The organism is Pseudomonas sp. Hz4 (genome assembly GCF_054898165.1).
In genome coordinates, this window is the sequence record NZ_CM142719.1 from 844,863 (window position 1) to 858,405 (window position 13,543).

The window sequence follows — 13,543 nt, forward strand, 5'->3', positions numbered from 1 at the left end:
GTTAAACCTGCAGGCCGTTTTTCAGTCGTAGATTCCATGGCAGGCCGGTTCTGGCCTAACGTTTCAAGCGTGCGTCGCAGTCAGGGCGCTTAGTCGTATCAGGAGCCCTGTGCAATGACGCGCACTCTTAAAGTTTTTACTTGGACCCTCGCCAGCCTTGTTGTCCTGCTGGCCGTAGTGGTTCTGATCATCGTGTTCTTCGATTGGAACCGGATCAAACCACCGCTTAACGCCAAGGTTTCCGAAGAGTTGCACCGCCCGTTCGCCATCAACGGCGACCTCGCGGTGGTCTGGCAACGTGAGCCCGAGGAGGGCGGCTGGCGTGCCTGGGTGCCGTGGCCGCATGTCGTGGCGCAAGACCTGAGCCTGGGTAATCCGGACTGGTCGAAGACACCGCAGATGGTCACCCTCAAACGCGTTGAGTTGCGCATCTCGCCCCTGGCCTTGCTGGCGCAACGTGTGGTGATCCCGCGCATCGACCTCACCGAACCGAATGCCGACCTCCAGCGCCTGGCCGACGGTCGCGCCAACTGGATCTTCAAGTTCGATCCGAAAGACCCGAACGCCGAGCCTTCAAACTGGGTGGTGGATATCGGTGCGATCGGCTTCGACAAGGGCCACGTCACCCTCGACGACCAGAGCCTGAAAACTCAGCTCGATGTGCTGATCGACCCGCTGGGCAAGCCGATTCCGTTCAGTGAAATCGTCGGCGACAAAGCGGCGAAAACCGCACAGGAGAAGGGCGCTGCACCTCAGGATTACGCGTTTGCCCTAAAGGTCAAAGGCCAGTACCACGACCAGAAACTCGCGGGCGAAGGCAAGATCGGCGGCCTGCTGGCCTTGCAGGACGCGGCCAGACCGTTTCCGCTTCAGGCTCAAGTGAAAATCGCCGACACCAGCGTCGAATTGGCCGGCACCCTCACCGATCCACTAAACCTCGGCGCGTTGGACTTACGCCTGAAACTGGCCGGCACCAGCCTGGCCAATCTCTACCCGCTGACCGGCGTGACCCTGCCGGACACCCCGCCGTACGCCACGGACGGGCACTTGATCGCCAAGCTTCATGAAGCGGGCGGCGCGGTGTTCCGTTACGAAGAATTCAACGGCAAGATCGGTCAGAGCGACATTCATGGCAGCCTGGCCTATGTCGCCAGCCAGCCGCGACCGAAGCTCAGCGGCTCATTGCTATCCAATCAACTGCTGTTTGCCGACCTGGCCCCGCTGATCGGCGCCGACTCCAACGCCAAACAAAAGGCCCGCGGCGGTGAAAGCAAGCAGCCGACGGACAAGGTGTTGCCGGTCGAAGAGTTCAAAACCGAGCGCTGGCGCGACATGGACGCCGACGTCGAGCTGACCGGCAAGCGCATTGTTCACAGCGAAAAACTGCCATTCAACGATCTCTACACCCACCTGATACTCACTGACGGTGTGCTGAGCCTTGAACCCCTGCGCTTCGGCGTGGCCGGCGGCAACCTGGATGCTCAGATTCGCCTCAATGGCCGAACCGAACCGTTGGAAGGCAAGGCCAAACTCACTGCGCGCAAATTCAAACTCAAGCAGCTGTTCCCGACCTTTGAACCGATGAAAACCAGTTTTGGCGAGCTCAATGGTGATGCTGACATCACCGGTCGTGGCAACTCGGTGGCCAAACTGCTGGGCAGCGCCAATGGCACTCTGAAGATGCTGATCAACGACGGCGCCATCAGCCGTGAGTTGATGGAGCTGGCGGGGCTCAACGTCGGCAACTATGTGGTGAGCAAGATCTTTGGCGACAAGGAAGTGAAGATCAACTGCGCCGCCGCCGACTTCGACATCAAGACTGGGCTGGCGACCACACGCCTGTTCGTCTTCGATACCGCAAACGCGATCATCTACATCGATGGCACGGCGAACATGGCGACTGAGCAACTGGACCTGACCATCACCCCGGAATCCAAGGGCTGGCGATTGATTTCACTGCGTTCGCCGCTGTATGTGCGGGGCAAGTTCATCAAGCCTGATGCGGGTGTGAAGGCGGTGCCGCTGATTTTGCGTGGGGCGGGAATGGTGGCGTTGGGCGTGATTGCCGCACCGGCAGCAGGGTTGCTGGCGCTGGTGGCGCCGAGCGGTGGCGAACCGAATCAGTGTGCACCGTTGCTGGAGCAGATGAAGGCCGGCAAGGCGCCAGTGACCGTCAAACCCACCAAGTAATTCGTTGGTGGAGATCGTTCCCACGCTCTGCGTGGGAATGCCTCAATGGACGCTCCGCGTCCGCTCTTGGGACGCAGAGGGTCCCGGGCTGCAATTCCCACGCAGAGCATGGGAACGATCAGTCACAGGGACTAAAGGCCTTTCAGAAGGTCGGCCATGTCATCGGCATGCTCTTCTTCCTGCGCCAGGATGTCTTCGAAGATGCGCCGTGTGGTCGGGTCTTTCTCGCCGACGTACTGAATGATCTCGCGATAGCTGTCGATGGCAATTCGCTCGGCGACCAGATCTTCGTAGACCATCTCTTTAAGTGAGTTACCGGCCACGTATTGAGCGTGGGAGTTTTTCGACAGCAGGTCAGGGTTGAACTCGGGCTCGCCACCCAGTTGCACAATACGCTCGGCCAGACGGTCGGCGTGCTGGCCTTCCTGGGTCGCGTGTTCGAGGAATTCGTCGGCGGCGACCTGGGCTTTCAGGCCGCTGGCCATAAAGTAGTGGCGCTTGTAGCGCAACACGCAGACCAGTTCAGTGGCCAGCGATTCGTTGAGCAGGCGCAGCACTTCTTCACGGTTGGCGCTGTAGCTTTCGGTCACCGCGCCGTTCTCGACGTTCTTGCGGGCACGTTCGCGAAGGGTGGTTACATCAGACAAATGCATGTCGCTCATCTTGATCTCCTGGAGGCTAATCCGGTTTGCGTCACCCTCTATAGAAGTGATCGCTACTTAGAGTGTGAGTGATGAGCGCGGCGAAAAGTTTTATGTAATTTGGCAATCGCCAGAATGGCGCGAAGCAATCACGCCAAGGCATGCACGGACAGCAACGCCTCCTCGCGCAGCCAGGCAAAAAACGCCCGGACCGGCGGATGTCGTTCACGTCCCGGCACGCAGAGGGCGCTGTATCCGGCGCCATCAACCTGGATTTCGCCCCGATACGCCACCAGCAAACCGCTGGCCACGCTCTCGGACACCAGAATATTGCTCGCCAGCACCAGGCCTTGCCCGGCAATCGCCGCTTGCAGGGCGTAATGTTCCTCGTCGTATTCACGGACCGCTGGTTGCCCCGCAAGCCAGGTCTCGCCGGACTGCGCGCACCAGGCCTCCCAGCCATGGGCGTACAGCTTTGAGTTGTGCCAGCGCACGCTGATCAGCGTCGGCGCTTGTCTGGCGGCGAGGGTGACTTGCTCGGGCGAGCCATAGACGCCGAAGGATTCGTCGAACAGACACAGGCCATAAAGGTTCGGGTAATCATCGAGGCTGTAGCGCAGCACCAGATCGACACTGGCGTCCTGATGCAAATCGATGACTTCGCAATGGGTATCGAGCCGCAGGCTGATGTTCGGGTGCCGGGCGTAGAACCGACCCAGCCGCGGCACCAACCATAACGCGGCGAAAGCGGCGGTCGTGGAAATCGTCAAGCTCGCGCCGCTGCGTTGCGGGCGCAAGGTGTCGACACTTTGCGCCACTTCAAGCAAAGCACCGTGCAAGCTGTGGAACAGCCGTTCACCGCAGTCAGTCAGGCGAACTTGCCGTGGCAACCGCTCGAATAGCGGCACACCGAGCCAGGTCTCCAGCGAACGAATCTGATGGGAAACCGCCGTCGGCGTCACCGAGAGTTCTTCGGCGGCTGCCTTGAAGCTCAGCAGGCGCGAGGCAGATTCAAAGGCGCGCAGGGCGGTGAGCGGCAGCGAGGCAAACATTGAAAGCTCCATAGATGAATTAAATTCATCCAGACTGATTTTTGCTCATTTGAAGAGGATCGGCTACGCGATTCAAGCTGCAAGCCACAAGCAGTTTGAGTTTAATCCTTCAGGAGATTCAGATGAGTAAAATTCTTGCCATACATGCGAGCCCCCGGGGCGACCGCTCTCACTCCCGGCGCTTGGCCGAGGTATTTCTTTCAGCCTGGCAGGCGGCCAATCCTCAGTCGCACCTGACCCGTCGCGAAGTCGGTAGGGCGTTGATTCCGCCGGTCAACGAGGCTTTTGTGGCTGCCGCGTTTTACCCCGAGCCCGATGCGCGGCCGCTGTCGATGCAGGCCGACCTGGCGTTCAGCGATGAACTGGTGGGCGAGTTACTCGGTCACGATTTATTGGTGATCTCAACGCCCATGCACAACTTCAGCGTGCCCAGCGGCCTCAAAGCCTGGATCGATCAGATTGTGCGGTTGGGGCTGACCTTCAATCACACGCTGGACAACGGCGTGGCCCAATACGAGCCGTTGGTGCAGGGCAAAAAGGCGTTGATCGTCACCAGTCGCGGCGGGTTCGGTTTCGGGCCCGGTGGAGAGCTGGAGGCGATGAACCATGCCGATCCATTGTTGCGAACGGCGCTGGGGTTCATCGGCATCACCGACATCACGGTCGTGGCCGCCGAAGGCGAAGAATCCGAGGAGCGCACCTTCCTGATCTCCGCCGCGGAGGCCGAGCAGCGTTTGCGGGCGCTGGCCAGGGAGCCTAGATGGCCTGGTTGTTTTTGCTGATCGCCGCCGGCTTCGAAGTCACCTTTGCCATGGGCATGAAGTACGCCGAAGGCTTCACCCGGCTCTGGCCGTCGATGATCACCGTGGTAGCCGCGGTGGGCGGGATTTACTTTCTGACCCTGGCCATGCGCGAGTTGCCGGTGAGCATCGCTTACCCGATCTGGACCGCCATCGGCTCACTGGGCACGGTGTTTCTCGGGTTTGCGCTGCTTGGCGAAAGCCTGACGGCAGTCAAGTTGGTGTCGGTCGGGTTGATCGTGGCGGGGGTGGTGGGGCTTAAGTAGGGCGGGATGTCATAGACTGGTCGTCGAGTTGTCATCTTCGATTCCTATGCTTGGCTGATGTCTTGCATTCAGCCTTGCGTCACCTCACCGATCACAAGGAAGTTCGCCCATGTCGCAAGGTTCCGCCACGCGTTACCCGTTGGTGCTGGTCCCGGGAATGCTCGGGTTTATCCGTCTGCTGCTCTATCCATACTGGTACGGGATCATTTCGGCGCTGCGCCGCGGTGGGGCGACAGTGATTGCAGTGCAAATCTCGCCGCTCAATTCAAACGAGGTCCGTGGCGAGCAGTTGCTGGCGCGGATCGAGGAGATTCTGCGCGAAACCGGGGCCGAGAAGGTCAACCTGATCGGCCATAGCCAGGGCTCGCTCACCGCCCGTTACGCCGCCGCCAAACGCCCGGATCGGGTGGCCTCAGTCACCTCGGTGGCGGGGCCCAATCACGGTTCGGAGCTGGCGGATTACCTGCACAAGCACTATCCGGGAGATAGCGCCAAGGGGCGGCTGCTGAGCGTTTTGTTGCGCTGGGTCGGTGCGCTGATGAGCCTGCTGGAGACCGGTTACCGCGGGCCGAAATTGCCGGTGGATATCCATGCCTCCCATCATTCACTGACGACTGAAGGCGTGGCGCTGTTCAACCAGCATTATCCACAGGGCTTGCCTGACACCTGGGGCGGGCATGGGCCGGAAGAGGTCAACGGGGTGCGGTATTACTCCTGGTCCGGGACCTTGCAGCCGGGGAAAACCGATCGGGGGCGTAACCTGTTCGATGGGACTAATCGCAGTTGCCGGTTGTTTGCCAGGACCTTCGTTAGAGAAGTCGGGCATTGCGACGGGATGGTCGGGCGTTACAGCTCGCATCTGGGGACGGTGATTGGTGATGAGTATCCGATGGATCACTTCGATATCGTCAATCAGTCACTGGGTTTGGTGGGGAAGGGCGCGGAGCCGGTTCGGTTGTTTGTCGAGCATGCGGCGCGGCTGAAAGCGGCCGGGGTTTAGACCGCGTTATCGTTCATCGCGGGCAGCCTCGCTCCTACAAATTGACATCGATCCCTTGTAGGAGCGGGCTTGCCCGCGAAGGCGTCGTCTCAGGCAACACTAACCTTACGACCGAGCACGGTGGTCCAGCGCTCGGAAAGAATCACCCCACCCAACGTCAACATCCCACCCACCAAGTGATACATCGCCAACTGCTCATGCAGCACCACCGCCGCAATCAGCGCGGTAATCAACGGCAGCAGATTGAAAAACAACGTGGTCCGGCTCGGCCCCAGGCGGATCACGGCCTGCATCCACGCCAATGGTGCAATCATCGAGGCCAGCAGGCAGGCGTAAAGCACCAGCGGAATGTTCTGCAGCGTCGGGCCGATCTTCGGTGAAGCGAGGAATAGCGGAAACAGCACCACCACCGCTACCCCTACCTGCAAATACAGCAACACCAGCGGCGGTAACCGCAGCTGCCATTTTTTCAGCAGCGTGCTGTAGATCGCGTAAGCCAAGGTGGCGATCAACATCATGGCGTCACCCAGGTTTACCCCGTGCTCGAGCAGCGCGCCGAGGCTGCCGGACGACACGACCACCAAAACCCCCGCGAACGACAGCACTGCACCGGCCAGTGCGCCGGCGGTCAGGCGCTGGCCGAGGCTGATAATGGCCATGGTCAGTGACATCAACGGCATCAGCGACAAAATGATCCCCATGTTGGTGGCCGAGGTCAGGGTCGCGGCGAAATACGCCAGGCTTTGATAAACCGCCATGCCGAGCACGCCAAGGATGAAAATCTTGCCCAGGTTCGGGCGGATCGCCGGCCAATGGGCGATGACCGGTTTGAGCATGAACGGCGTGAACAGCAATCCGGCCAGTAGCCAGCGGTAGAAACCGATCTCGGCGGGGAAGATCGCCCCGGCTGACATTTTGGTGACCACCGTGTTGCCGGCCCAGATGAAAATGGCCAGCAGGGGATAAGTGTATTGCATGGGAAAAACCAGAGCGCTAATGAGGGGTGATTATCGCCTGTCTGGATGCAAGCCTATACTTCGATCCAGACAACCTGCCCCTGATGACGGACAGCCATGAACAGTAAACACATCGACCTGTTGGATTTCAGCGAACTGCCTGCCCCGGTGTACTTCCGCTATGCCGACTTTGATGCTCATCGTTATGCCTCGGCGCACCGTCATCCATGGGGCACGCTGGAGTATTCGGCCCACGGCGTCTTGCACATGGAAATCGGCGGCAGCCGCTTCATGTCACCGCCGCACTACGCGGTGTGGGTACCGCCGCAGACCGAGCACAGTTTCTACAGCCATCAGCCGATCAACTATCGTGCGGTCTGTCTGGCGCCGCTGATGTGCCACGATCTGCCTCAACAGGCCTGCACCCTGGCGATCAGCGACATCCTCAAAGCCATTCTCAAAGACTTTGCCGCCCGCGACGTGAAGATTCCCGCGCACGAAGCGGACAAACGTCTGGCCCAGGTGCTGGTGGATCAACTGCAACAGGCGCCGGTGCAAGCGTGTTATTTGCCCTACGCCAGCAGCCCCGGCTTGCTCGCAATACTGGAAGCCTTGCAGGCCGAGCCCGGTGATAACCGGCCCTTGGCGGAGTGGGCCGCGCAGGTCCATGTCAGCGAACGCACGCTGGCGCGGCGGTTCGTGCATGAACTGGGCATGAGTTTTGGCGAGTGGCGACAGCGGTTGCGGTATCTGGCAGCCATCGAATCACTGGACAGCCACCGCAGCATTCAGGAAATCGCTTTCGACATGGGTTACAGCACCGGTTCAGCGTTTATCGCGATGTTTCAACGCCAGGCAGGGTGCACGCCGGAACAGTATCGACGCAGCCACCTTGAGAGCAGGAAGGTGTAACAGGCGTTGTCTACACTCCAGAGCGAGCCGTGCTCCTCGGTGCGGCAACTAGGAGAAAACTCCATGAAGATGTTGCGTGTCCCTTTGTTGATGATGGGTTTGCTGCTCTGCGCCCAAGGCTTTGCCGCCACTGCTCAACAGAACAAGATGACCACGTGCAATGCCGACGCCACCGCAAAAATCCTCAAGGGCGATGAACGTAGAGCCTTCATGAGCACGTGCCTGAAAGCGGCGCCGGCCGCAGAGGCTGCAAAACCCATGACCCCTCAGCAAGAAAAGATGAAAACCTGTAACGCCGATGCCGCCACTCAAGCCCTCAAAGGCGACGCGCGCAAAACCTTCATGAGCGACTGCCTGAAGAAAAAATAATCAAGCGTCTGTGGGGCGAAGGCATCTGCTCGCTTCGCCGTCGGAACGCTGGCAGACTGCCAATCCTTTTACGCCGTTCGTTTTGAGGCTGTATGCCAACGTTTTCTCAACGCCAAGTCTTGCTGCTAATCAGTTGGGTCATCATCTTTGGTGGTTTGCTGCTGGTGATCCCGCTGCGATTGCTGCCCAGTCTGCTGGCCGGGCTGTTGGTGTTCGAACTGGTCAACATGCTCACCCCGCAATTGCAGCGGCTGATCGAAGGTCGGCGGGCGCGCTGGCTGGCGGTGGCGTTATTGGGGACGTTAGTGGTCAGTGTGTTGACGCTGATCTTTGCCGGCGCCATCAGCTTTCTGCTGCACGAAGCGGAAAACCCCGGCGCTTCTCTCGACAAATTCATGGTTGTGGTCGACCGTGCGCGCGGGCAATTGCCGCCGTTCATCGACGTCTATCTGCCGGCCAGTGCCGCCGAGTTCCGCGTGGCGATTGGCGAGTGGATGAGCAAGCACCTCAGCGACTTGCAACTGGTGGGCAAGGACGCGGCGCACATGTTTGTGACGCTGCTGATCGGCATGGTGCTGGGGGCGATCATTGCCTTGCAGCGCGTGCCGGACGTGACCAAGCGCAAGCCATTGGCCGCCGCGCTGTTCGACCGTTTGCACCTGCTGGTCCAGGCGTTTCGCAACATCGTGTTTGCGCAGATCAAGATTTCCCTGCTCAACACCTTCTTCACCGGGATTTTCCTGGCGGTGGTCCTGCCGATGTTCGGGATCAAGCTGCCGCTGACCAAAACCCTGATCGTACTGACCTTCCTGCTCGGCCTGCTGCCGGTGATCGGCAACCTGATATCGAACACCCTGATCACCATCGTCGGTCTGTCGCTGTCGATCTGGGTCGCCGTGGCGGCGCTGGGTTATCTGATTGTTATCCACAAGCTTGAATACTTCCTCAACGCGCGCATCGTCGGCGGGCAGATCAGTGCCAAGTCGTGGGAGTTGCTGCTGGCAATGCTGGTGTTCGAGGCCGCGTTCGGCCTGCCGGGGGTGGTCGCAGGGCCGATTTATTACGCGTATCTGAAGAGTGAGTTGAAGCAGGTGGGGATGGTTTAACCACCACCCGATCATTCCCACGCAGAGCGTGGGAACGATGTTTATCAATCCATCGTGCCGTAACGCTTCATCGCCTCGATCGCCAACCCACTACCGATACTGCCGAAGATGTTGCCTTCCACATGCCGCGCATTCGGCAACATCGCCGAGACGCTGTTGCGCAGTGCCGGAATTGCGCTCGAACCACCGGTGAAGAACACCGTGTCCACCTGATCAACGCGTACGTTCGCGTCGTTCAGCATTCGCGTGACGCTGTTGCGTACGCGCTCCAGCAGGTTGTCGATGGCCGATTCGAACAGTGCCCGGCTCAACTCCACGCTCAAACCCGGTTCGATGCGGTCCAGCGGCACATGGCGGCTGTCGGCGTGGGTGAGCTGGATCTTGGTTTCTTCCACTTCCATGGCCAGCCAGTGGCCGGCGCGCTGGTCGATCAGTTTGAACAGGCGATCGATGCCGCCGGTGTCTTCGATGTCGTAGCGCATGCTGCCCAGCGACAGGGTCGACTTTTGCGAGTACACCGAGTTGATGGTGTGCCAGGTCGCCAGGTTCATGTGGTGGCTGGTCGGCATGTAAGCGCCGCTCTTCATCCGGCTGCCGTAGCCGAACAGCGGCATCAGGCCTTGCAGGCTCAGCTGTTTGTCAAAGTCAGTCCCGCCGATGTGCACGCCGCCGGTGGCGAGGATGTCGTCGTGGCGGTTGTCGAGGGTACGGCGTTCAGGGGACAGGCGCACCAGCGAGAAGTCGGACGTACCACCGCCGATGTCGACGATCAGTACCAGCTCTTCTTTTTCGATGGTCGACTCATAGTCGAATGCCGCCGCAATCGGTTCGTACTGGAACGAAACGTCCTTGAAACCGATGGCACGGGCCACGTCCACCAGGGTGTTTTCGGCTTCCTGGTCAGCCATTTCATCGTCATCGACGAAGAACACCGGACGACCCAGCACCACTTCCTCGAACTCCCGACCGGCGGCGGTCTCGGCGCGTTCCTTAAGCTGGCCGATAAACAGCCCGAGCAAATCCTTGAACGGCATCGCGGTGCCGAGGACGCTGGTGTCGTGCTTGATCAGCTTGGAGCCCAGCAGGCTCTTGAGCGATCGCATCAACCGGCCTTCATAGCCTTCCAGGTACTCGTGCAGCGCCAGGCGGCCGTACACCGGGCGGCGTTCTTCCATATTGAAGAAGACCACCGAAGGCAGGGTGATCTTGTCGTCCTCCAGCGCGATCAGCGTTTCCATGCCGGGGCGCAGCCAGCCGACGGTGGAGTTGGACGTGCCGAAGTCGATACCACAGGCACGGGCTGGAGATGCGTTTTTCATGTCTTTCGAGTTCCGGTTAAAAAACGGCCGCGCAGTGTATGTCAGCACGGCGCAGATTCGAAGGCCGACTATCCGCTAAATCTCAGCTATTAGCGCCTTGAAAGACTATCCTTCGCCCCAAACTTGTCTGCAGTGGGCCTGGCAGCCACAGGACGGTCGCAAGAACCGCCCACCGCTGCCGATAAACTTCTTATGCGCTGCCCGGTCACAACCTTGAGATCGGTCAAGCCAGCGGCGGGTAACACGTGCATGCTGGCGTTAGCGGCGCGATTTTGATAACGGATGGTGATCCTTAGATGGACTTCAAAGATTATTACAAGATTCTCGGTGTGGAGCCGACCGCGGACGATAAGGCGATCAAGGCCGCCTATCGTAAGCTGGCGCGCAAATACCACCCCGACGTCAGCAAGGAAAAGGACGCCGAGGCCAAGTTCAAGGATGCCTCTGAAGCCTATGAAGCATTGAAAAACGCCGACAAGCGCGCCGAATACGACGACTTGCGCAAATACGGCCAGCACGGCCAACCGTTCCAGGGCCCGCCCGGTTGGCAGGGGCGTGGTGCAGGCGGTTTCGGTGGTGGTCAGGACACGGGCGATTTTTCGGACTTCTTCAGTTCGATCTTTGGCAACCGTGGCCCTGGCTTTGGTGGTGGACAGTCGGGCCGTAGCGCCGGGCGTCGAGGGCAAGACGTGGAAATGGAACTTGGGATATTTCTGGAAGAAACCCTCTCGAACGAATCGAAGAAGGTCACCTTCCAGGTGCCGCAGTACAACGCTGCCGGCCAGCATGTGAGCAACACCAGCAAAAGCCTGAATGTGAAGATCCCGGCCGGCGTGTCCGACGGCGAGCGTATCCGCCTCAAGGGCCAGGGTGCACCGGGCGTTGGTGGCGGGGCCAATGGCGACTTGTTCCTGATCATTCGCTTTGCGCCGCACCCCAAGTTCGACGTCGAAGGCGAAAACCTGATCATTACCTTGCCGATGGCTCCGTGGGAATTGGCGTTGGGCGCCGAAGTTGCGGTGCCGACCCTGACGGGCAAGATCAACCTCAAGGTTCCGGCCGGCAGTCAGAACGGCCAGCGCATGCGGGCCAAGGGCCATGGATTGCTGAACAAGGCCGGTCATCGCGGTTATTTGTTTGTACAACTCAAGGCCGTCATGCCTAAAGCCTCGGACGACGAGGTCAAGGCGTTGTGGCAGGAGCTGGCCCAAAAAGCGGCTTTCAACCCGAGAGAACACTTCTGATCCCAGAGACGGAGTAGCCCATCATGAGCAACCCCCTGATCGTTCAACTGGACCTGGCAGAATTCTGTGAGGCGACCGACCTGTCGGACGTCTACGTGATCGAAATCGTCGAACACGGCATCCTCGAACCTCAGGGCGACCAGCCCAAGGATTGGCGTTTCAACGATTATGAGCTGGCACTGGCCAAGCGCGCCGCCAAGCTGCGTCGCGAACTGGAGCTGGAGTGGGAAGGCGTCGCCCTGGCGCTGGACCTGCTTGAGGAAGTCCAGCAACTGCGGGCCGAGAACCGCATGCTCAAGCAACGGCTGGGGCGGTTGGTGGTGGAGTAATCTTTCTGATGTTTTTGTGGCGCCTGCCTGCTCGCGATGAACGATGACGCGGTCTCCCGCCGTCAGACCTTCCTGGGCAACACCACGGTAAACAGCGTGCCATCCGCCTCACTGGAACTGACCTCGATCGTCCCGGAATGGGCATTGACCACTTCCTTGACGATAAACAGACCCAAACCGAGGCTGGTGGATGGCTGGCCGAGTTCTTCGTCGGCGCTACGCACCAGTGGATCGAAGATCGTACCGATAGCGTCCTCGGAAATTGGCGTTCCGTAGTTATGCACCGTCAGACGAACCGTGTCGGGTTCGCCGCTGAGGGTGACCGTCACATCGCGCTTGTCCAAACCATGCTGTAACGCATTGCCGATCAGATTCTGCAACAGTTGATCAAGCCGTCCAGCATCCCAGACGCCTCGGGTATCACCCAGCACGTTCACTGTCGGATCGCACTCGGGGTTGCCCGCGCAGGCTTCAGCTATCGCGGCATGCGTCGCATCGGCCAGGTCCATGGGCGCCGGTTCGATTGGCAGGCTCTTGCCCAGGCGACTGCGCACAAACTCCAGCAAATCGCTGACCATCACCGCCATGTTCCGCGCGCCGCGCTTGATATTGATCGCGCAGGTCAGCGCATCGCCTTCGAGCGGCGCTTTGCGCAGCAGAAACTCTGTGGACATGCTGATCGCTTGCAGCGGCGCGCGCAGATCGTGGCCGAGGATTGCCAGGAAGATATCCCGTGAGCGATTGACCTGCTCGGCATAGGCCTCCGTCGATTCGGCGAGGGCTTCGTCGATCGCTTCGTTGAAACGGATCATGTCCTGGAAGTACGCCAGGTCCGGGGAGTCCAGGCTGTTGACCCACAGACGAATTACACATGCGCGCAGGTGGCGGAATTCGCTGGTCATCTGCACCAGGTCGAAGCCCACGGTATGCCGCAGCTCGCCATGGCTGGCGCCAGCCTCATCCAGACTCGGGGTTTTTACCGGGCCTTCACCCTTCGCCTTGGCGAGTTGTTCGCTGGCGGTTTGCGCGGTGCTCATGTCCCGCGCGGCGGCCAGCAGAATCACCTTGGCATGATCGCGCAAGGCGGCTTGATCCATATTCTCGGCCGCCGGGGTGATCGTTCTGGCGAACTGCTCCCATTCATCGACGATACGGTCTACATGTTGCCGGATGAATTCGGGTAGGCGCATGACCGGGTTCCTGGGCATTTTGGAGGCTGGAATGTCGCATAGTAGCGTCTTTGGGGCGGAAAAAAACTACCGCTGACGCAGCGGCATACCCAAGATTTTCAGGGGCTGTATATATCTATTTTTAGTACTTTGATTTTCGAATGAATGGCGCCTGTTCAGATGGTTAACC

The 13,543-nt window shown here is 59.8% G+C and carries 14 protein-coding genes; 9 read left to right on the forward strand and 5 right to left on the reverse strand.

From position 1 onward, the window contains the following. Nucleotides 1-114 precede the first annotated feature (114 nt). Nucleotides 115-2,190: an AsmA family protein gene (locus ACYZTR_RS03790; RefSeq protein ID WP_461976557.1), complete on the forward strand. Its 2,076-nt coding sequence runs from the start codon at nt 115-117 to the stop codon at nt 2,188-2,190. Nucleotides 2,191-2,321: 131 nt separating this feature from the next. Here ACYZTR_RS03790 and ACYZTR_RS03795 read toward each other — a convergent pair whose 3' ends face one another. Beyond that, entirely contained in the window at nt 2,322-2,852 is a 531-nt protein-coding gene (locus ACYZTR_RS03795; RefSeq protein ID WP_461976559.1) for a ferritin-like domain-containing protein, read from the reverse strand. 128 nt (nt 2,853-2,980) lie between these two features. After that, nucleotides 2,981-3,895 carry a LysR substrate-binding domain-containing protein gene (locus tag ACYZTR_RS03800; protein WP_461976561.1) on the reverse strand — a complete coding sequence of 305 codons (915 nt, stop codon included), beginning with the start codon at nt 3,893-3,895 and terminating at the stop codon, nt 2,981-2,983. A 110-nt stretch (nt 3,896-4,005) separates the two neighbouring features. On the opposite strand from ACYZTR_RS03800, the gene ACYZTR_RS03805 reads away from it, so the two are divergent. The 3 genes from ACYZTR_RS03805 (at nt 4,006) to ACYZTR_RS03815 (ending at nt 5,949) form a co-directional block, all read left to right on the forward strand. Then, on the forward strand, nt 4,006-4,665 hold the full coding sequence (locus tag ACYZTR_RS03805; RefSeq protein WP_461976563.1) for an FMN-dependent NADH-azoreductase: 660 nt from the start codon (nt 4,006-4,008) through the stop codon (nt 4,663-4,665). Further along, nucleotides 4,644-4,949 (forward strand): DMT family transporter, encoded by a 306-nt coding sequence (locus tag ACYZTR_RS03810; protein WP_008157366.1) that lies wholly within the window; start codon nt 4,644-4,646, stop codon nt 4,947-4,949. Before ACYZTR_RS03805 ends, ACYZTR_RS03810 begins: the two co-directional genes overlap by 22 nt. 109 nt (nt 4,950-5,058) lie before the next feature. Continuing rightward, complete coding sequence (locus tag ACYZTR_RS03815; RefSeq protein ID WP_461976565.1) at nt 5,059-5,949, forward strand: esterase/lipase family protein; 891 nt, start codon at nt 5,059-5,061, stop codon at nt 5,947-5,949. Between the two features lie 89 nt (nt 5,950-6,038). Here the strand turns inward: ACYZTR_RS03815 and ACYZTR_RS03820 are convergent, their stop codons facing one another. Then, the gene (locus ACYZTR_RS03820) at nt 6,039-6,926 is read right to left on the reverse strand and encodes a DMT family transporter (RefSeq protein WP_461976567.1); all 888 of its coding nucleotides are present in this window, start codon (nt 6,924-6,926) and stop codon (nt 6,039-6,041) included. A gap of 96 nt (nt 6,927-7,022) precedes the next feature. Here ACYZTR_RS03820 and ACYZTR_RS03825 point away from each other — a divergent pair, with 96 nt between their 5' ends. The 3 genes from ACYZTR_RS03825 (at nt 7,023) to ACYZTR_RS03835 (ending at nt 9,292) form a co-directional block, all read left to right on the forward strand. Further along, nucleotides 7,023-7,817: a helix-turn-helix domain-containing protein gene (locus ACYZTR_RS03825; protein WP_461976569.1), complete on the forward strand. Its 795-nt coding sequence runs from the start codon at nt 7,023-7,025 to the stop codon at nt 7,815-7,817. 63 nt (nt 7,818-7,880) lie between these two features. Next, complete coding sequence (locus tag ACYZTR_RS03830; protein ID WP_461976571.1) at nt 7,881-8,186, forward strand: PsiF family protein; 306 nt, start codon at nt 7,881-7,883, stop codon at nt 8,184-8,186. A 92-nt stretch (nt 8,187-8,278) separates the two neighbouring features. Continuing rightward, nucleotides 8,279-9,292 carry an AI-2E family transporter gene (locus tag ACYZTR_RS03835; protein ID WP_461976573.1) on the forward strand — a complete coding sequence of 338 codons (1,014 nt, stop codon included), beginning with the start codon at nt 8,279-8,281 and terminating at the stop codon, nt 9,290-9,292. 44 nt (nt 9,293-9,336) lie between these two features. Here ACYZTR_RS03835 and ACYZTR_RS03840 read toward each other — a convergent pair whose 3' ends face one another. Further along, the gene (locus ACYZTR_RS03840) at nt 9,337-10,611 is read right to left on the reverse strand and encodes an Hsp70 family protein (RefSeq protein WP_461976575.1); all 1,275 of its coding nucleotides are present in this window, start codon (nt 10,609-10,611) and stop codon (nt 9,337-9,339) included. Between the two features lie 296 nt (nt 10,612-10,907). Between ACYZTR_RS03840 and ACYZTR_RS03845 the strand changes: the two genes are divergently transcribed. Together ACYZTR_RS03845 and ACYZTR_RS03850 are read left to right on the forward strand one after the other, a co-directional pair. Next, nucleotides 10,908-11,855: a DnaJ C-terminal domain-containing protein gene (locus tag ACYZTR_RS03845; RefSeq protein WP_461976577.1), complete on the forward strand. Its 948-nt coding sequence runs from the start codon at nt 10,908-10,910 to the stop codon at nt 11,853-11,855. Between the two features lie 23 nt (nt 11,856-11,878). Further along, nucleotides 11,879-12,184 (forward strand): chaperone modulator CbpM, encoded by a 306-nt coding sequence (locus tag ACYZTR_RS03850; protein ID WP_461976579.1) that lies wholly within the window; start codon nt 11,879-11,881, stop codon nt 12,182-12,184. A gap of 62 nt (nt 12,185-12,246) precedes the next feature. On the opposite strand, the gene ACYZTR_RS03855 is transcribed toward ACYZTR_RS03850, so the two are convergent. After that, nucleotides 12,247-13,374 (reverse strand): sensor histidine kinase, encoded by a 1,128-nt coding sequence (locus tag ACYZTR_RS03855; protein WP_461976581.1) that lies wholly within the window; start codon nt 13,372-13,374, stop codon nt 12,247-12,249. Nucleotides 13,375-13,543 lie beyond the last annotated feature (169 nt).